This is a genomic window from Leucobacter chromiireducens subsp. solipictus (assembly GCF_016758195.1).
Classification (GTDB): Bacteria; Actinomycetota; Actinomycetes; order Actinomycetales; family Microbacteriaceae; genus Leucobacter; species Leucobacter solipictus.
Window position 1 is genome coordinate 671016 of the sequence record NZ_QYAC01000001.1, and the last position, 19013, is coordinate 690028.

The 19013-nt window shown below is 70.4% G+C and carries 17 protein-coding genes; 6 read left to right on the forward strand and 11 right to left on the reverse strand.

What is annotated here, in order from left to right; genetic code table 11:
- Positions 1-5 precede the first annotated feature (5 nt).
- The 3 genes from eno to hisS all read right to left on the reverse strand — a co-directional run bounded on the left by eno (position 6) and on the right by hisS (position 3235).
- Positions 6-1286, reverse strand: coding sequence for a phosphopyruvate hydratase (eno, locus tag D3230_RS03125; RefSeq protein WP_202343521.1), 1281 nt, complete (start codon positions 1284-1286; stop codon positions 6-8).
- Between the two features lie 115 nt (positions 1287-1401).
- Positions 1402-1836 (reverse strand): VOC family protein, encoded by a 435-nt coding sequence (locus tag D3230_RS03130; RefSeq protein ID WP_202343522.1) that lies wholly within the window; start codon positions 1834-1836, stop codon positions 1402-1404.
- A 100-nt stretch (positions 1837-1936) separates the two neighbouring features.
- Positions 1937-3235 (reverse strand): histidine--tRNA ligase, encoded by a 1299-nt coding sequence (gene hisS / locus D3230_RS03135; protein ID WP_202343523.1) that lies wholly within the window; start codon positions 3233-3235, stop codon positions 1937-1939.
- 158 nt (positions 3236-3393) lie between these two features.
- Here hisS and D3230_RS03140 point away from each other — a divergent pair, with 158 nt between their 5' ends.
- Both D3230_RS03140 and D3230_RS03145 read left to right on the forward strand, forming a co-directional pair.
- Positions 3394-4617 carry a hypothetical protein gene (locus tag D3230_RS03140; protein WP_202343524.1) on the forward strand — a complete coding sequence of 408 codons (1224 nt, stop codon included), beginning with the start codon at positions 3394-3396 and terminating at the stop codon, positions 4615-4617.
- Positions 4614-5063 (forward strand): GntR family transcriptional regulator, encoded by a 450-nt coding sequence (locus D3230_RS03145; RefSeq protein ID WP_202343525.1) that lies wholly within the window; start codon positions 4614-4616, stop codon positions 5061-5063. Before D3230_RS03140 ends, D3230_RS03145 begins: the two co-directional genes overlap by 4 nt.
- A gap of 61 nt (positions 5064-5124) precedes the next feature.
- Here the strand turns inward: D3230_RS03145 and D3230_RS03150 are convergent, their stop codons facing one another.
- Positions 5125-5562 (reverse strand): carboxymuconolactone decarboxylase family protein, encoded by a 438-nt coding sequence (locus tag D3230_RS03150; RefSeq protein WP_337249059.1) that lies wholly within the window; start codon positions 5560-5562, stop codon positions 5125-5127.
- Between the two features lie 105 nt (positions 5563-5667).
- Complete coding sequence (locus D3230_RS03155) at positions 5668-6243, reverse strand: endonuclease domain-containing protein (RefSeq protein WP_202343527.1); 576 nt, start codon at positions 6241-6243, stop codon at positions 5668-5670.
- A gap of 625 nt (positions 6244-6868) precedes the next feature.
- On the opposite strand from D3230_RS03155, the gene D3230_RS03160 reads away from it, so the two are divergent.
- Complete coding sequence (locus D3230_RS03160; protein WP_202343528.1) at positions 6869-7183, forward strand: hypothetical protein; 315 nt, start codon at positions 6869-6871, stop codon at positions 7181-7183.
- A gap of 216 nt (positions 7184-7399) precedes the next feature.
- Here D3230_RS03160 and D3230_RS03165 read toward each other — a convergent pair whose 3' ends face one another.
- On the reverse strand, positions 7400-8275 hold the full coding sequence (locus tag D3230_RS03165) for a MazG nucleotide pyrophosphohydrolase domain-containing protein (protein WP_237466666.1): 876 nt from the start codon (positions 8273-8275) through the stop codon (positions 7400-7402).
- Positions 8276-8380: 105 nt separating this feature from the next.
- Here D3230_RS03165 and D3230_RS03170 point away from each other — a divergent pair, with 105 nt between their 5' ends.
- Entirely contained in the window at positions 8381-8956 is a 576-nt protein-coding gene (locus D3230_RS03170) for a hypothetical protein (protein WP_202343529.1), read from the forward strand.
- A 156-nt stretch (positions 8957-9112) separates the two neighbouring features.
- Here D3230_RS03170 and mfd read toward each other — a convergent pair whose 3' ends face one another.
- From mfd to D3230_RS03195, 5 genes are all read right to left on the reverse strand, one after another.
- A complete protein-coding gene (gene mfd, locus D3230_RS03175; protein ID WP_202343530.1) occupies positions 9113-12814 on the reverse strand; it encodes a transcription-repair coupling factor in 3702 nt (1233 codons plus the stop codon).
- Positions 12811-13401, reverse strand: coding sequence for an aminoacyl-tRNA hydrolase (gene pth / locus D3230_RS03180; RefSeq protein WP_202343531.1), 591 nt, complete (start codon positions 13399-13401; stop codon positions 12811-12813). Before pth ends, mfd begins: the two co-directional genes overlap by 4 nt.
- A 156-nt stretch (positions 13402-13557) precedes the next feature.
- The gene (locus tag D3230_RS03185; RefSeq protein WP_202343532.1) at positions 13558-14139 is read right to left on the reverse strand and encodes a 50S ribosomal protein L25/general stress protein Ctc; all 582 of its coding nucleotides are present in this window, start codon (positions 14137-14139) and stop codon (positions 13558-13560) included.
- A 367-nt stretch (positions 14140-14506) separates the two neighbouring features.
- Entirely contained in the window at positions 14507-15241 is a 735-nt protein-coding gene (locus tag D3230_RS03190; protein ID WP_202343533.1) for a uracil-DNA glycosylase, read from the reverse strand.
- Positions 15238-16014, reverse strand: a complete 777-nt coding sequence (locus D3230_RS03195; protein ID WP_202343534.1) for an SDR family oxidoreductase — start codon at positions 16012-16014, stop codon at positions 15238-15240. Before D3230_RS03195 ends, D3230_RS03190 begins: the two co-directional genes overlap by 4 nt.
- 204 nt (positions 16015-16218) lie before the next feature.
- Between D3230_RS03195 and D3230_RS03200 the strand changes: the two genes are divergently transcribed.
- A complete protein-coding gene (locus D3230_RS03200; protein ID WP_202343535.1) occupies positions 16219-17541 on the forward strand; it encodes a bifunctional o-acetylhomoserine/o-acetylserine sulfhydrylase in 1323 nt (440 codons plus the stop codon).
- Between the two features lie 230 nt (positions 17542-17771).
- The gene (gene metX, locus D3230_RS03205) at positions 17772-18977 is read left to right on the forward strand and encodes a homoserine O-acetyltransferase MetX (RefSeq protein ID WP_202343536.1); all 1206 of its coding nucleotides are present in this window, start codon (positions 17772-17774) and stop codon (positions 18975-18977) included.
- Positions 18978-19013 lie beyond the last annotated feature (36 nt).

A 19013-nucleotide genomic window follows, 5' to 3' on the forward strand; every position in this document is an offset into this window, starting at 1 on the left:
TTCAGTTACGCAGTGAACCGCGGGAAGGCCGCGCGGCCGGCGTACTTCGCGGCACCGCCGAGCTCCTCCTCGATCCGGAGCAGCTGGTTGTACTTCGCGACGCGGTCCGAACGAGCCGGTGCACCGGTCTTGATCTGGCCGCAGTCGGTCGCGACGGCGAGATCCGCGATCGTGACGTCCTCCGTCTCGCCCGAGCGGTGCGACATGACGGCGGTGTAGCCCGCGCGCTGCGCCATCTGCACGGCGTCGAAGGTCTCGGTCAGCGTGCCGATCTGGTTCACCTTCACGAGAATCGAGTTGCCGGTGCCGCGGGCGATGCCGTCCGCGAGGCGCGTCGGGTTCGTCACGAAGAGGTCGTCGCCGACGAGCTGCACACGGTCGCCGATCTCGTCGGTCAGGATCTTCCAGCCCTCCCAGTCGTCCTCGGCGAGGGGATCCTCGATCGAGACGAGCGGGTAGGTCGCCATGAGATCCGCGTAGTAGGCGCTCATCTCGGCGGCGGTGCGCTCCTTGCCCTCGAAGGTGTAGACACCGTCCGCGAAGAACTCGGTCGAAGCCACGTCGAGCGCGAGCGCGATGTCGGTGCCGGGGGTGAAGCCGGCGCGCGTGATCGCCTCGACGATCAGGTCCAACGCGGCAGCGTTCGTGGGCAGGTCGGGAGCGAAGCCGCCCTCGTCGCCGAGCGCGGTGGTGAGGCCGCGCTCCTTGAGCAGCGCCTTCAGCGCGTGGTAGACCTCGACGCCCCAGCGCAGTCCCTCGGAGAAGCTCTCGGCGCCCAGCGGCACTGCCATGAACTCCTGAATGTCGACGCCGGTGTCGGCGTGTGCGCCACCGTTGATGATGTTCATGAGCGGCACCGGGAGGGTGCACGCGGTGGGGCCGCCCAGGTAGCGGTACAGCGGGAGCTCCGCCGAGGCGGCGGCGGCGTGTGCGACCGCGAGGCTGACGCCGAGGATCGAGTTCGCGCCCACGCGCTGCTTGTTGTCGGTGCCGTCGACCTCGCGGAGCACCTCGTCGATGATGCGCTGATCGTCGGCGGCGAAGCCCTCGATCGCCGGAGCGAGATCGTCAAACACGGCGTCGACGGCCTTGAGGACGCCCTTGCCGAGGTACCGATCGGCGTCGCCGTCGCGCAGCTCGTACGCCTCGAACGCACCCGTAGAGGCTCCGGAGGGCACCGCGGCGCGGCCCACCGAGTCGTCCGTCAGGCCGACCTCGACCTCGACGGTCGGGTTTCCGCGAGAATCCAGAATCTCGCGTGCGATCACTGCGTCGATAAATGCCACTATGCGCTCCTCAGGTGTCAGCCAGTGCTGGGTGTTTGGGCAAACGTGTGGCGCGGATCCGCCACCCTCACTAGTCTAGCGGCCGCTGGTGCGCCCGTCCCGTTCTCGGCGGGAGTCAGTCATTCTCGGTCATGAAGGCCTCGGGCCCCTGTTCGGCCGCCGCGGGGTCCATGTACATGAACTCCAGGATGTTGCCGTCGCGGTCTTCGAGGGTCCGGGAGTACATGAAGCCGTAGTCCTGCGCGTCGCGGGGCTCGCGCCCACCAGCGGCAAGCCCGGCCTCCAGAATCGCGTCCACCTCCGCGCGCGACTCGCGGGAGAGCGCGACGATCACCTGGGCGCTCTGCGCCGGATCCGCCACGGGTTTCTCGGTGAAGGTGCCGAAGTACTCGCGGGTGAGCACCATGAAAAAGACCTGCTCGTCCCAGACGACGCAGGCGGCATTCTCATCGGTGAACAGCGGGTTGATCTCACACCCGAGCGCGGTGTAGAAGGCTTTCGCCCCGTCCAGGTCGGCGGTCGCGAGATTCACGAAGATTTGCGTACTCATTGCGGTACTCCCCATCCGCCGCGAGGTGCGGCTATCGCGAATAGCGTCGCACCCCGCGCACCCCCGGTCAAGAGCGGATTCGGGAGAGTTTCCTGGGATCTTACGCCGACAACGGGCGGAGTTCGAGATCGGCGACGGTCGCCGTCTCGGCGCGCACATTCGCGATGCTGGTAAAGCCTTCCGCAGCCACGCGCGCGAGGAGCGTCTTCATGTTCTTCTGTCGCTTCTCGAGTCGCACGCGGTGGCCCCGCGCGACGAGCTCGCGCTTGAGCGCGACGAGCTGCGGGAACGCCACCTCAGCGTCGTACACCAGCGCCACGGCCTCGGGGCCCGTGGCCTCGGGCAGCGTGATGAGATCCACCACGCGTTCGAAGCCGATCGAGAATCCCACCGCCGGGACGTCCTGCCCCAGGAACCGGCCCACCATGCCGTCGTAGCGGCCGCCGCCACCCACGGAGCTGCCGGATCCGGGGTGCGCCACCTCGAAGATGGTGCCGGTGTAGTACCCCATGCCGCGGACGAGCGTCGGGTCGAAGCACACGCTGACGCCCTCGGGCAGCACGCCGTCGAGCGCGGCACCCAGCTCGGTGAGGTTCGCGATGCCGTCCTCGGCGGCCCCGACCGGGAGCACCGCCGCAATCGCCTCGCCCGTGAGCGGGATGCCGGATCCCGCGAGCGCGGGCTCCACGCCCGCGAGGATCTCGCCCATCCGTTCGGCGGCGACGGGGTCGATCTCGCGCAGCTCGGCCACGACGCCCTCGGTGCCGATCTTGTCGAGCTTGTCGACGGTGATGAGGGCGCGGTCGTGGGTCTCGGGCGCGAAGCCGCAGTGCCCCAGGAGGCCGAACAGGATCCGGCGATCGTTCACGCGGATCACGCACCCGGCAAGGCCGAGCTCCGCGAGCACCTGCGATGTTGCCGTGACGAGCTCGATCTCCGCGAGGATGCCGGGCTCACCGATGATGTCGATGTCCGCTTGCACGAACTGGCGGTAGCGGCCCTTCTGCGGGCGCTCCGCGCGCCACACCGGGGCGATCTGGATGGCACGGAACACGGGCGGGAGCTCGGCCCGGTGCGTGGCGTAGAAGCGGGTGAGCGGGACGGTCAGGTCGAACCGCAGGCCGAGGTCGGCGAGCTGCTCCACGTCGCCGGCTTCGGCCGCGGCGGCGAGCGCCTCAGCCGTGATCCCGCGCTTCAGGATCGAGAAGGAGAGCTTCTCGTTGTCGCCGCCGAGACCCGAGTGGAGCCGCGCGTAGTCTTCGACCACGGGGGTCTCGATCTCGTCGAACCCGTGAGCGCGGTAGACGCCCTTGATGATGCCCAGGGCGTGCTCGCGGCGCGCTTTGTCGGCGGGCAGGAAGTCGCGCATGCCGCGCGGTGGGTTCACGGGATTAGCCATAGTTCCCCATTCTTCCACCTCTCGGCGGCGGATCGTGCCGGTCACCCTCACGGCATCCCCGCACTGAGCATCTTGATCCACGTGCGCAGTACAAGTTGTGCTACTCTCGCAACACAATCTCGTTTGTCCCCGACGACCCCCGACCAGAAAGCACGCGCATGGACTTCACACACTGGCTCCGCTCGGTTCTCTGGCCGCTCAAAGAACTCTTCCCCGTCGAAATCGCGCTGACACTTGGGCTCGTGTTCTTCGCCCTGTCCTGGGTGTTGCCGCGCAAGATCGTGAACTTTCCGGCGCTCACGTCCCGAACCCGGACACTGGTGTGGCTCGGCGCCGGCGGGGCGTTCGCTGTGGTGGCCATTGCGACGGTGACCAGTTGGATCAGCCAGCGGCAGGGGTATCTGGGGGCCGTCGGCTTCGACGGCTGGTGGCGTCGCCCCGCACCACTGCTCGCCGCCGCCATCGCCATGGCGGTGGGCGCGATCGCGCTCGCCCGCGCACCCCAGCCCGCCCCGGGCGAACGCGCCATCGCGCCGCGGCATCGCTGGTGGCACTTTGCTCCGCGCGGGCTGCTCGGACTCGCGGCCACCGGCGCTGCACTGCTGTTCCTGACCGCGAGCTGGCACACACTTATCGGGGTCTCCGCACCGAGCCACGTCGAGAAGTGGGATCAGCCCGGAACGCTCAATCTCCCCATCTACTTCGAAGCCTTCGGCGGGGCCGGGTATCTGCCCGGCGCGGGATGGCCGAATCACCTCGCGACCCTCCTTGCGCTCGGCGCGACCTCACTCGTGCTGATCCTCGCGCTCGGCCGGGACGCGAATCGTCCCGCCGCACGCGCCTCAGCGGCCAGCGTGCGCGCCGAGCGCGCCGCCACCGCCCGGGTCTTCGTGCTCCTTGCGCTCGGCGGGATCCTGCTCACCCTCGGCGCGGTCTGGGCCCATATCGGCTTCGTGGGCGAGGGCAGCATCGGGCTCCACGTCGGCGACGCCCCGGGGGCAGAGCCGGTGTACGTGGGCACGAGCTACCAGGCATTTGCCCGGTTCATGCACCTGGGCGGGTATCTGATTCAGGGGTTGGGAGCCGCACTCCTGCTCCGGCTCGGGGTGGACACGCTGCGCGCCGCCGCCGTGCGTCGTCGAAACGCGCACGCGCTCGACGGCCACACGCACACGCTCGGTACCGACGCGCTCACGCTCGGTGCCGACGCGCTCGATGGCCACTCGCTCGATGCCCGCGCCGACGCCGACGCCAACGGGTTCGAAACCGATGCGGACGCGCACGCCGACGCCAACGCGCCCGATGCCCACGCGGACGCGCACGCCGACGTTGCCGAGGGCGGCCCCCGGCAGACACCACGCCGGACCGGACTGGCACGATGACCCCGGAACACTCCGGCCTCCCAGCACCGCAGGACCCGAGTCAGGCGCTCCCCCGAACCGCCGACGAAATCGTCGAACTCTTCCGAGGGGCCATCCGCGCGGGGCAGCTGGGCGACGGCGAACGCCTTCCGACGGTACGACAGACGGCCCGCGATTTCGGGGTCGCCCAGGCCACCGCCGCGAAGGCGTACCGCGCACTGGAGCAGGATGGCCTGGTCGTGACCCGCACCGCCGCTGGCACTCGCGTTGCCCCCGGAGCGAGCCGCGCACCCCACACGGTGGTGGAACGCGCACGCGTGCTGGCCGAGGCCGCCCAGGCCGCCGGAATCAGCGCCGACGACGCGGTGTCGGTGCTCCGCGTGGTGTGGGGCACCGGCTCAAGCCACCCCGGCCCAGAGGAGCAGACACCGCCGCTTCCCCGTGCCGAACCCAACATCCAGAGCTGAGGATTCGACGGTCACGCGAGCGGTGCGTCAGGTCCGAATCCCCGGGACTGCGCGTGACCCGCTACGGCGCGACGCGATAGCCGCTCCGAATCGCGACGCGATTCCAGGCGTTCATCACCACGGCCAGCCAGCTGACGGCGGAAACCTGCGCCGGTGTCAACTCGTCGGTGTCCCAGTCGGTCCGTTCCGGCACCGAGAGGCGCGTGACCTCTTCGGCGAGACCGAGCGCCGCCTGCTCCAGCGCGGAAAAGTACTGCGATTCCCACCACGCCGGGAGCACCGACAAGCGGTCCGCGGTTTCGCCCGCGGCGAGTGCGTCTCGCGTGTGCAAGCGGCAACAAAACGCGCAGCCGTTGAGCTGCGACACCCGCAGCTTGATGAGTTCGATGAGGTTCGGACTCAACTCCGCTGCGGCGGCCGCCTCCTCCGCAGCGGCGCTGAACGCTGCCAGCTGCTCGTAGACCTCGGGGTGCTGTCGGCTGAGGTTGATGCGTGACACGAGATACTCCGATCGTTCAGTGATGCGGACAGGGCCCGGATCGTCGTACTCGCTCCGGGATACACGCATCGTCTCACACACCACCGACAGTGCGACCGATCGCCGTCATCGCTCGGAAAGGAAGCCGTGCAGGGGGTCACTCGGCGGCGTCAGTGGCACGTCGAGCGCCGCCGCGATGCGCTCCGCAGTTGCCCGAGGCGTCCGTGTCACGTCGGCCCGCCGAAACCGCAGCACCCGGAACCCCGCATCCTGCGCCGCGTCAATCCGGCGTGCGTCCCGCGCATACTGCTCGTCGTTCGTGCGGTGCTGCTCGCCGTCATACTCCACGATGACCCTCCGCTGCAGCTCGACCATGTCGAAGCGCCCGATCCACCGTCCTCGCGCATCGTGCACGTCGACCTGCAACGGAAGCTCCGGAATCCCGAAGGCAACCATGACGAGCCGCAGAAGCGTCTCCATCCGAGACTCCGCACCGGACCGTGCCAACTCGATGGCCGCCCGCGCTCGCCGGACACCCGGCGTGCGAGCACCCCGCGCCGCATCGCGAAGCTCCTCGCGCGTCGCAATGGGTCCTGCGGCACGCGCTCGGCGGGGCCGAATGAGGTGATCGGCCGCGATCACGAGTTCACGGAACGGGAGCACGGCGGCGGCCTGGGTCAGCGCGAGCGCGGGAGAAACCAACGGTGCGCCGCTTTCGCTGTGCCTCCACGCGACCGACGGGGCCGCGTGCGTGTGCCCCACTGCGCCACGCACGGTTGCACGACTGCCCGGCCGGAGGATCGAAACGTGCGGCTCCGGGCTCGCGGCAATCGGGCAGCCGAGCAGCACGAGGGCGGTGGCATGGCTGAATACCTCGGTCGGCCGCAGCCGCGGAACGTATTCGAGCGCGGCGGCACGCGCACGCTCAGCCGGGAAGTGTGCCGACCGGTCACCCGCGCGCAGTGACCGAACCCCGCGAAAGGGCGTGCGAAACCGCGGGTGCCGGAGTGCATCGTCGCTGACCCCGAGGCGTCGCGCTTCGGCGACGCTGAACGGACGCCCTACGAGTGGAACAGGAACTTCGGTGAGTGGCCAGGGCATGCGTTCATGTTGCCTCCCCGAGCCACGGCGGCGGGGCGAGTACGCGTATCTGTGGATAGACGGCCCTGTTTCGCGGCACAGGCCAAGCTGTGAATGAACGTGCGGCAGTCCGGAGCGGGTACCGGCCGCATCCCGATCCCCCGCATCCCGCATCCCGCATCCCGCATCCCGCTTCCATGGGTGAGTTTTGGGGGCTTCACGCCTCAGAAGGCCCGGAAACTCACCCATGGATGAAGCATCGGGCGCGCGGCTGGGCGCGGCACGGTCTCCCGCGGGCAAGGTCTCGCGCGCGATCGTGCGCGCGCTGGCGCACACGGGCACGGGAGCACACGGGCACGGGCACGGGCACGGGCAGGGGCAGGCGCGAGCACTGGCCCAAGCGGATACGAACACCGGCAGGCGCGAACACAGGCAAGCCGAGCGCGGGCAGGCGCGAGCACCGGCGGCCACCTTCGGGCTCGAGCGCGAGCGTACGCAGGCGCGGGCAGGCGCGAGCAGGCGCGAGCAGGCGCGGGCAGGCGCAGGCGCGGGCACGGTCTAGCGCGCGATCGTGCGCGAGCGTGCACGGGCGCGGTCGTCCGCGGGCGCGGGCGCGCGGCTGGGCGCGGTCGCGCGGCTGGGCGCGGTCAGGCGTGGGCATGGTCTAGCGCGCGAGCGTACGCGGGCGGGCGTACACGGGCGCGGGCGCGGTCAGGCATCGCCCGGCGCAGCCACGGTCTGGCGCGCCGGCGCACAGGCGCGCGCGGGCACCCGCCCGCTAGTCTTCGCCGTGCAGTTCGGAGTGCATGACCCGCGCGGCCAGGCGGTCCACGGCCAGGCGGAGCGCACGGTCGGGGTCGACCCCCGCCGAGTTGGCGCGCATCACGAGGGCGAGCATCGCGTCGCCGATCCCGACCTCCGCGAGCGCCCGCTCGTCGGGCCCGATGGCCGTGGCAAGCGGGTCCTCGGGGGTTCCCTCCCCCGCGCCGAGCTGCACCAGCCCGGCCCGCTTCAATCGTTCGACCACCTTCGCGGCGCGGGCCAAGGTCGGCATCCCCACCGGAATCCCGTCCAGGGCACCACGACTCCCGCGCTCTTCGCCCGCGGCGTCCTCCTTCAGGCGCTCCCACTCGGCGTGCAGTTCGTCCACGCTCATGTACCCGCGATCCCCGAAGACGTGCGGGTGGCGCGCGATCAACTTCTCGTTTAGGTGGTTCGCGACATCAGCGAGCCCGTACCCCTCGGCATCGCGCTCGGCGATCGCGGCGTGAAACACGACCTGGTAGAGCACGTCGCCCAGCTCGGAACGCAGCTCTTCCGCGGGGAGCTGCCGCTCAACCGCGTCGATAAACTCCGCGGCTTCTTCGACCAAGAACGGAGTCAGGGAGGCATGCGTTTGCTCCTCGTGCCAGGCGCAGCCGCCCGGGCTCACCATGCGCCACACGGTCTGCACCACGCGGGCCACCGCGTCCGCCGCGCGCTGCGCCTCCGCGGCATGCGCGAGTCCTTCGGGCGGGGCTTCCTGGGCGGGGCCGGGCGGGGCCTCCTGCGCGGGACCGGGCCCGCGCGCTGATCCGGCGAGCGAGACCGCATGGGTCCCACCCGCCATGGGTTCGTGACTGCGTTTTCCGGCACCTGCGCTCGCGCTGTCCATACCTCCACCATAGTCACCCCGTCCCTGAGTGCGTCGCACAGCGCGGACTCGGGCACCCCTTGTAACGTGTTTCCCGACACGGTGTTTGCCCGCGAAAGGACCCCGATGCCCAGTTCCCCCGCACGTTTCCGGACCCGCGCACTTGCGGCTACGGCGACGCTCGCGTTCCTCGCGATTCCCCTCGCCGGCTGCAGTCTCACGGATCTCGTCGGAGCGAACGGCAGCGCTTCGTCGCAGCCCAGCACCTCGCCGTCCGCGACGGCACAGCCAGGCGCCGGTGCCGGATCGAAGTGCCAGATCGCCACCGAGACGATCGACCGCGTCATGACTGAGGCGCAGGACGGTGCCCCGCAGATGATCGCCGACGCACTCGCCGGGAACCCGATCGATCCGGTCGCGCTCATCACCCCGGTCCTGGAATCGATCGATGCGGCATCGGCCTCGATCACGGACCCGGCGGTGCTCACCGCGTTGGGCGAGGCCCGGACCGAGTGGGATGGCCTCGCGAGCGACGTGGGCGCGCTGCAGCTGCCGGATCTCGCCGGGCTCGCCGACGGCGACCTCAGCGCCCTCGGCGATGCCCAGGCCTACGGCAGTGACCTCAGCGCCCTGGTGGGCGAGCGGCTGCCGGCCCTCCAGGAGTCGGGCGCCCGGCTGCAGCAGGCCTGCACGGCACAGTAGCGGTTGCGGCCCCGCCGCGGGCGGCACCGCCCCGGTCGTCGCGGCGGCGCTTCCCCGGGGCGGGGCTGCGCTACCGCGGTGCGTGGAGCGGTGCCACCCCGGCGAGCGGGGCCTGCACCACCGTGGCGGGCGGCACCGACACGATCGGCGGCGCGCCTACGCGGCTGGCGGCGCGTCCTCCTCGAGCAGGGTTGCGAGCACGCGCCCGGTCCACGCGACGATGTCTCCCTCGTCGCCAACCTTGCGCTGCCCCACGCCCGCGAGCGGGCTCCGTGAGCTCGCGGTGCCGCCGGGGAGCGGGATCTGCAGGGTGCCGGTCGTCTCCGTATAGCGCGCGCCCGGATACATCCGGTTCATGCGCATCTTGCGGGAGTCGAGCAACTTGACCGGTTCGATGCGCAGCGCGGGCCCGGCGGCGACGACCTTCGAGAGGCCGAGCCGGGAGGCCCGCCGCCGGAGCGCGGACACCGCGGCGAGACGCTGCACCTCGGCGGGAGGCTCGCCGTACCGGTCCGTGAGCTCCTCAAGCACGAGCGCGACGTGGTCCTCCGGCGACTGCGGGTGCGAGGCCGCGGAGAACTTCTGGTAGGCCTCGAGCCGCAGGCGCTCGCTCTCGACGTAGTCCTCCGGGATGTGCGCGTCGACCGGCAATTCGAGCACCAGCTCGACGGTGCCGACCGCTTCCTCACCCTTGAAGGTGTTCACGGCCTCGCCGATCATCCGCAGGTAGAGGTCGAAGCCGACGCCCGCGATGTGCCCCGATTGTTCGCCGCCCAGGAGGTTTCCCGCCCCGCGCAGTTCCAGGTCTTTCAGCGCCACCTGCATGCCGGATCCGAGCTCGTTATTCGCGGCCAGGGTGTCGAGGCGCTCGTGGGCGTGCTCGGTCAGGGGCTTCTCCGGGTCGTACAGGAAGTAGGCGTAGGCCCGTTCGCGGCTCCGACCCACGCGGCCGCGGAGCTGATGCAGCTGGCTCAGCCCGTACTTGTCGGCCGCGTCGATGATGATCGTGTTCGCGTTCGCAATATCCAGGCCGGTCTCGATGATGGTGGTCGAGACGAGCACGTCGTACTTGCGTTCCCAGAAATCCTGCACCACCTGTTCGAGCTGGTGTTCGGAGAGCTTGCCGTGCGCAACGGCAACCCGCGCCTCGGGGATCAGCTCCGAGATCTGCGCCGCGACCCGGTTGATCGAGCTCACCCGATTGTGCACGAAGAACACCTGCCCCTCGCGGAGCAGTTCGCGCCGGATCGCCGCGGTGATCTGCTTGTCGCTTCGGGGTCCCACGAAGGTGAGGATCGGGTGCCGGTCCTCGGGCGCGGTCGCAAGGGTGGACATCTCGCGGATCCCGGTGACCGCCATTTCCAGGGTGCGCGGGATCGGCGTCGCGCTCATCGCGAGGATGTCGACGTTCGTTTTCAGCTTCTTGAGGGCGTCCTTGTGCTCCACCCCGAAGCGCTGTTCCTCGTCAATGATCACCAGGCCGAGATCCTTGTAGAGCACGCTCTCCGAGAGCAGCCGGTGCGTCCCGATCACCACGTCGACGGTGCCCGCGGCGAGCCCGTCGATGGTCTCCTTGGACTCCTTCTCGGTCTGGAAGCGGCTCAGCGGCCGTAGCTGGACCGGGAAACCTGCGAAACGGTTCTGGAACGTCTCAAAGTGCTGGTTCACGAGCAGCGTCGTGGGCACGAGCATCGCGACCTGCTTGCCGTCCTGCACCGCCTTGAACGCGGCGCGCACCGCGACCTCGGTCTTCCCGAAGCCCACGTCGCCCGCCACGAGGCGATCCATGGGGATCGGGTTCTCCATGTCGCGCTTCACCTCGTCGATCGTGGTGAGCTGATCCATCGTTTCGGCGTACGGGAACGCCTCTTCGAGCTCGTGCTGCCACGGGGTATCCGGGGAAAACGCGTGCCCCTTGGAGGCGACGCGGGCGGAGTACAGCTTCACGAGCTCCACGGCGATGTCGCGGACCGCCTTGCGGGCCTTCGACTTCGCGGTGCTCCAGTCGCTGCCGCCCATCTTCGACAGCGCGGGGGCCTCGCCGCCGACGTAGCGGGAGAGCTGATCGAGCTGGTCGGTGGGGACGTACAGCTTGTCCTTGGGCATGCCGCGCTTTGTCGACGCGTACTCCAGCACGAGATACTCACGCAACGCCTTGCCCGCGTCACGGCCCATGCCGGTGGGCACCATGCGCTGGGTGAGCTCCACGAATTGGCCGATGCCGTGCGTCTCGTGCACCACGTAGTCGCCCGCGACGAGTTTGAGCGGGTCGACCACGTTCTTGCCGCGCCGCTTCGCGAGCTTCTGCCCGGTGGCCGCCTGGGCGCTCACCGCGCGGCCGAAGAACTCCGCCTCGGTGATGAGCGCGAATCGCGCCTCGTCGCTCTGGAACCCGGACCACGCCGTGCCCGCGACGAGGTAGACGACCCCGGCCTCAAGCTCTGCCGGGAGTTCCTCGACGATGCGCGCCGCGGCGCCGGCCTCCGCGAGCACGTCCCGCGCACGTTCCACGAGCCCAACGCCCTGGGCCGTGACGACCACACCCCAGCCTTCGCCCATGCGCTCGCTCATGAAGCGGATCATCGCCGCCGTCGCGTCGCCGCCCTTCGGCGGGCGCGGCAGCGGACCCCCGTGCACGGGGATCGCGGCGGGATCGTGGAACTGCGGGATAACGGCGGGATCGGACCCGGCATCAGGTGCGGCGTCGGATCCGGCATCGGAGCCACCGTCCACCTCCTCCGCGTCGCGCACAAAGCTCGAGACGGTCCACCAGGGGCGGTCGGCCGAGGCCTCGCGCAGCTGTGCCACCGTGAGCATGCCGCTGTCTTGCACGGGCACGGGCGCGTCGGCACCCGCGGTCGCCGCGTGCCAGGCGGCCTCCAGGAACTCGCGGTTGGTCTCGGCGAGGCTGACGGCGCGCCCCGCAATGCGTTCGGGGGAGGCCACGAGCACCGCGCCGCCCGCGGGCAGCAACGCCGTCAGAGGCTGCAGGCCCGGGACGAGCTGCGGCAGCAGGCTCTCCATCCCCTCGACCGGGATGCCCTCGCTCAGTTTCTCCAGCAACCCGGCCAGCGCCGGGAACTTTGGCAGCAACTCCGTGGCGCGCTCCCGCACCTCGTCCGTGAGCAGCAGCTCGCGCGCGGGCCACAGCTCGACCTCGGCGAGCGGGTCGCCGGCGCTGCGCTGATCCGACACCGCGAAGCGCCGGATCTGGTCTACCTCGTCGCCGAAAAAGTCCACGCGTACGGCCTGGGCCGCTTCCGGGGGAAACACATCGAGAATGCCGCCACGCACGGCGAATTCGCCCCGGCGCGTCACCATGTCGACGCGCGTGTAGGCGCGCAGCACGAGTTCGCGCGCCACGGTGTCGAGCCCGGTGCTGTCGGATCCGGCGCGAAGCGTCAGCGGTTCGGCATCGGCGGCGTGCGGCGACACCGGCTGCAGCACCGCGCGCACGGAGGCGACCACGATGAGCGGGGGCACTTCCTCCCCCGCGCGCACGGCGGCGGCGTGCTCCCGGATGAGGCGCAGCGCGATGGCGCGCCGACCCACGGTCTCGGCGCTCGGGCTCAGCCGCTCGTGCGGCAGGGTCTCCCAGGCGGGAAACTCGACGGTGCTCGCTTCGGGGACCAGCGAGGCAAGGGACGCGCGCAGCGCATCGGCCTCGCGGCTCGTCGCGGCGATCAGCAGCAACGCGCCACGGTCACCGCCCGCACGCTGCCGCCGAAGCAGGCCCGCGACGAGCGGGGCGCGGAGCCCCTCGGGGACCGAGAACTCGGCGTCCATGCCGCTGAACTCGAGCGCACGCTGGAAGGAGGCCGACTCCGCCAGGAACCCGTCGATCCCGCGCAAACTCACGATGCGCTCCGCCCGTGGTAGCGCTGCTGCGCGTTCAGGAGCCCCGCATCGACGAGCATCTCGGTGGCATCCGCGGCGTCTTCAAGCAGCACGCCGAGTGCGGCACGCTCCGCCGTCCCGAACGGCTTCAGGACGAAGTCCGCGGGATCCTGCCGTCCGGGCGGGCGGCCAATGCCCACCCGCACGCGGAAGTAGTCCGGGGTGCCCAGCGCCTTCGCGATGTCGCGCAGCCCGTTGTGCCCGCCGTGGCCGCCGCCCTGCTTCAACTTGATCGAGTCGAACGGCAGGTCGAGCTCGTCATGGATCGCGATCACGCGCTCCGCAGGAAGGTCGAAGTACTTGGCGAGCGCCGAGACCGGCCCGCCGGAGGTGTTCATGTAGCCATTCGACTTCGCGAGAATCAGCTTCGGGCCGCCCGGCCGGATCCGCCCCTCAGCGATCCTGGCCCCGGTCTTGTGCGAGGAGAACGTTCCGCCCATTCGCTCCGCGAGCACGTCCAGTGCCATCTGCCCGACGTTGTGCCGCGTCGCCTCATACTGCGCCCCGGGGTTCCCCAGGCCGACCACGAGCCAGCTGTCCTCAGCCACGGGGGCCTCCACTTTCCTCAGTTTTCGCCAGAACACTCGGCACCTCCACGCACACCATGATTGCAGGTACCACCGACACACACGCCCCAGAGCGGCAAAGAGCCCGCCGGATCAGCGAAACTCGCTGATCCGGCGGGCCGAAGTGTGCGCCGAAACTTACTCGGCTGCGGCTTCCTCAGCCGCCTCGTCCTCGGACGCGCCGCGCGGTGCGACGACGTTGACGACGAGTGCGTCCTCAGCGTCGAGCAGCGTGACGCCCTCGGGGAGCTCGACCGCGCCGGCGAGGATCTGCGTGCCGTCGGTCAGGCCGTCCACGTTGACCTCGATGTTCTCGGGGATCGCGATTGCCGGAGCGCTCAGGCGGATCGTGTTGAGCTCCTGCAGAGCGTTGGTGCCCGAGAAGGACTCGCCCACGATGTGCAGCGGGACCTCGACCTCGACGGTCTCGCCCTTCTTGACGACGAGCAGGTCAACGTGCTCGATGATCTGGCGTACGGGATCGCGCTGCACGTCCTTCACGAGGACCAGCTGCGACTTGCCGTCGATGTCGAGCTCGATCAGGGCGTTCGCCTGGCGGAGCATGAGGCTCAGCGGGTGCGTCTCCACCGAGAGGTGCACGGGGTCGGTGCCGTGGCCGTAGACGACGACCGGGGTCTGGCCGATCGCGCGGAGCTTGCGCGCCACACCCTTGCCGAAGGTCTCGCGTGCAGCTGCGACCAGCTTGTTCGTCTCAGTCATGATGATCTCCTTGCGGGCTCGCGCCCAATTGGGGCGGCCGGGCCGCCAGGATTGGTGTCTCGCACTTGCGTTGTCACGCAGCAAGATGGCCCGCAGAGGCGTTCCGTCCCGCGTCGATAACGGGCGCTGAGGCCCCTCGCCGAAGTACAGCAGCCAAGTTTACACGGTTTTTCGGCGCGACGGGACTTCCGCGGGAGTGCGACGGGGCTGCAGCAGGGTGCGGCGGGGTGCGGATGCCGCGTGCCGCCGCACGTTGCCACGGAGATTCACGGGGCAGGGCGGGAATTCCGGGAAAAATCTCCTGCGAGTTCGTGAATCTCCGCCGGGTTCGTGGGCGCACTCGCGCGACGCGGACCGGCGGGCGGCACTATCCCCAGAGCGGCAGCTGCGCGCCCGGTGCCGGATCGATCCCCCACGCGATCGGCGCCGCGCCCTGCGCAATGAGCGCCGCGTTTGCCCGACTGAACGGGGCGGAACCGAAGAAGCCGCGGGAGGCCGACAGCGGGGAGGGGTGCGCGCTCTCGATCCGGGGCACGTCACCCAGTTGGGGTGCCAACGCGCGCGCGTCGTTCCCCCACAGGATCGCGACGAGCGGGCCGCCCCGAGCCACGAGCGCCCGGATCGCGCACTCGGTGATCGCCTCCCAGCCACGCCGTCGGTGCGAACCCGCCGCGCCCGCCCGCACGGTGAGCACCCGGTTCAGGAGCAGCACGCCCTGATCCGCCCAGGCCGTGAGATCGCCGTGCGGGAGCGGCGGCACGCCGAGGTCGCTCTGCAGCTCGCGGGAGATGTTCGCGAGGCTCCGCGGCAGCGGGTGGACCGCGGCGGCCGTGGCGAAGGAGAGCCCGATCGGGTGCTCGGGCGTGGGATACGGATCCTGCCCCACGAGCAGCACGCGCACCTCGGCGAGCGGCCGCTCGAAGGCCGCGCAGACGCGTGCCGGATCAGGCAGCACCTCGTGGCCGGCGGCGCGCTCCTCGGCCAGGAACTCGGCGAGCTCCGCGAACCGCGCCCGCTCCGGCGCGAGGGCGGCGGCCCAGTCCGGCGCGATGCGGCGGGTGAACGCAGCCGCGGGGCCCGCGGTGTGCCAGTCGACGGTCACGCATCGCCCTTCGGGACGAGCGGCCCGCGATGCGTGTGGAACACGCTCGACTGGGCGACGGGGCGGAGCACGATGAGGTCCTGGTTCACGTGGGGCGGCTGCGCGAACGCGCCCACGAGGACCGCCGCCACCTCCGCCGCCTGCAGCGGGATCACCTCGGCATAGGGTTTCGCGGCGGCCGCAGCGTCCCCGCGCAGCCGGTTGAGCGTGAACTCCTCGGTGTGCACGAGCCCGGGCGCGAGCTCCATCACGCGGATCGGTTCCCCCGCGAGCTCCAGCCGCAGCACCTCGGTCACGGCGTGCGCGGCGTACTTTGCGGCGTTGTAGCCGCCGCCACCCGGGTAGGCGCTGTGGCCGGCGGTCGAGGTGACGTTGAGAATCGACGCCCAGCCGGCCTCGCGCGCACCAGCCCGGAGCACGGGGAGCATCGCCGCGGTGACGGATCGCAGCCCGAGCACGTTCACCTCGAACATGCGCCGCCAATCCTCGGTCGACGCGTGCTCCACGGATTCGGTGCCGAGCGCCCCGCCCGCGTTGTTCACGAGGCCCGTGGCACCCCCGCTCGCCGCGACCTCGGCCGCAAGCTGCGCCACCTGCGCGTCATCGGTGACGTCGCAGACGATCGGGTGAGCGCCCGTCTCGGCGGCGAGCGCCGCCAGCCGGTCAGCGCGGCGGGCGACCGCCACGGTGTCCCAGCCCTGTTCCGCGAAGCGGCGCACGGTGGCCGCCCCGATCCCCGAGCTCGCTCCGGTCACCACCACCCGCTGCCGCATGCGTCGCATTCCTTCCCTTGCCGCGTGCACGGCCCACCCACGGGCCCGCATATCCCGCTAGTTTAGGTGCGTCACAGTGAGGATTCATTACGCTCAGTGTCGGGGGACGTTGCCGACGCAGTAGCGCACCTCGTACGCTCATTTCCAGCACCACCCATACTGAACGGCCACGGGTACCGTCGGCCCCACCACCGAGGAGTACGCATGTCAGAGCAGAACGCTTGGGGCTTCGAGACCAAGCAGATCCACGCCGGCCAGCAGCCCGATCCCGTGACCGGCTCGCGGGCGCTGCCGATCCACCAGACCACGGCGTTTGTCTTCGACGACTCGGATCAGGCCGCAAACCGCTTCGCCCTTGCCGAGCTCGGCCCCATCTACACGCGCATCACGAACCCGACGCAGGAGGTCGCTGAGCAGCGCCTCGCCGCGCTTGAGGGCGGTACGGGCGCGCTCCTCCTCGCCAGCGGCCAGGCAGCGTCGACGTTCGCGGTGTTGAACGTGGCGAACGCGGGCGACCACATCGTCTCCTCGAGCTCCATCTACGGCGGCACCTACAACCTGTTCAAGTACACGCTCGCGAAGCTGGGCATCGAGGTCACCTTCGTGGAGGATCAGGATGATCCGGCAGCGTGGCAGCGCGCCGTGCGCCCCAACACGAAGCTGTTCTTCGCGGAGTCCCTCGCGAACCCCCGCTCGAACGTGCTCGATATCCGCGCGGTCGCGGACGTGGCGCACGAGAACCACCTCCCCCTGATCGTCGACAACACCGTCGCGAGCCCCTACCTGGTGCGCCCGATCGAGCACGGCGCGGACATCGTGCTGCACTCGGCGACGAAGTTCCTCGGCGGCCACGGCACGACGCTCGGCGGCGTGATCGTCGACGGCGGCACGTTCCCGTGGTCGCAGCACGCGGACAAGTTCCCGGGTCTCACCGAGCCGGATCCCTCCTACAACGGCGTGAGCTACACGGGTGCCGTGGGCGATCCGATCGCGTACATCATCAAGGCCCGGGTGCAGCTGCTGCGCGACCTCGGCTCGGCGATCGCCCCGCTCAGCGCGTGGCTGCTGCTGCAGGGCATCGAGACGCTGTCGCTGCGTATGGAGCGCCACGTGCAGAACGCGCAGGAGATCGCCGAGTGGCTCGACGCGCACGACGACGTCGCCACGGTGTACTACTCGGGCCTTCCCTCGAGCCCCTGGTATGCGGCGGCAAACACCTATGCCCCGAAGGGTGTGGGCGCGGTGCTGTCGTTCGAGCTGAAGGGCGGCGTGGATGCCGGCCGCGCGGTCGTGGAGAACGTGGAGCTGTTCAGCCACGTCGCGAACATCGGCGATGTGCGCAGCCTGATCATTCACCCCGCCTCGACCACGCACTCGCAGCTGACGCCCGAGCAGCAGCTCACCGCGGGTGTGACGCCGGGTCTGGTGCGCCTCTCGGTGGGCCTCGAGCACATCGATGACATCAAGGCTGACCTGGAGAAGGGCTTCGCCGCCGCTCGCGCGGTCGTCGCCGCAGCCCGCATCTAGCCGGGGCCAGGCGCCCCACCCGAACCCCGTCGAGATCGCACGCTCGCACCGTGCTCAGCATGAGCAGGTGCCGGATCGCAATCTCGGCGGGGTTCTGGGCTGCGCCCGGGGCTTTCCCGCGGGCGTTGCGGGCGCTTCGGCCGCTCGCACGCACGTGCACGCGCGGGGCGCGCCAGCGCGGCACGCGTAACATTCGCACGGCGCGAGGTGCGGACGGGCAGAATGGGGGCATGGACTGGCAGACTCCCGAGGATTCGTTTCCGACCGACTTCATTACCGACGCGCAGCTGCGCGCGCTCATGGGGCGGCCGCCGATCTCGGGCGGCTGGCGGGATGGTGACCCGGTCGGAGAGCGCCAGTTCGCCACGATCGGCGATCTCGCGACGGAGTTTGGCGGCGAGCTGCCGAATGTGCGCATCGCCTACGAGACCTTCGGCGAGCTCAACGCGCGGCGTGACAACGCGATTCTCGTGTTCCACGCGCTCACCGGCGATAGCCATCTCGTGGGCCCCGCGAGCGCCGGGCATCCGACCGACGGCTGGTGGGCCGAGATCGTGGGGCCCGGCCGGCCCCTCGACACGGACCGCTACTACGTGGTCGCCCCGAACGTCCTCGGCGGCTGCCAGGGGTCGACCGGGCCCGCATCCCTCTCCCCCAGCGGGCGGGAGTGGGGCGGCAGCTTCCCCTACCTCACGATCCGAGATCAGGTGGCCGCGGCCGAGCGCTTCGCCGACACGCTGGGGATCGAGCGTTTCCACGCCGTCATCGGTGGATCGATGGGCGGCATGCACGCCCTGGAGTGGGGGGTATCGCACCGCGAGCGGACCGAGCGGCTCGCCGTGATCGCGGCGCCGCCCGTGACGACCGCGGACCAGATCGGCCTGAACCTCGTGCAGCTCGAGGCGATTCGTTCCGACCCCTCCTATCGCGACGGCAACTACTACGACGCCCCGGACGGGATCGGCCCGCACCACGGGCTCGCGACCGCGCGGCGCCTGGCGCTGCTGAACTACCGCAGCCACTCGGAGCTCGACGAGCGCTTCGGCCGCTCCTGGCAGTCGGCCGTCAGCCCGCTCGGGGCCGGCGGTCGCTTCGCGGTCGAGTCGTACCTCGACTTCCACGGGAACAAGTTCACGCGCCGCTTCGACGCGGGCAGCTATGTCACGCTGGTGCAGGCCATGAACTCTCACGACGTGGGCCGGGGGCGGGGCGGCGTGCGCGCGGCGCTGTCGACGCTGGATCTGCCGACCCTGGTGCTCGGTATCCCGAGTGACCGGCTCTTCACGGTCGCGGGACAGGATGAGATCGCCCGGCACGCCCCCGGAAGCCTCGATGGCGACCGGGCGACGCGGCTCGACTCACCGTTCGGCCACGACTCCTTCCTCATCGAGTCCGAGCTCGTCGGGGCGCAGCTCACCCGACTGCTGAGCCACTAGCAGATTCCGGGCCCCATCCGGGGAAACTCGCCGCGG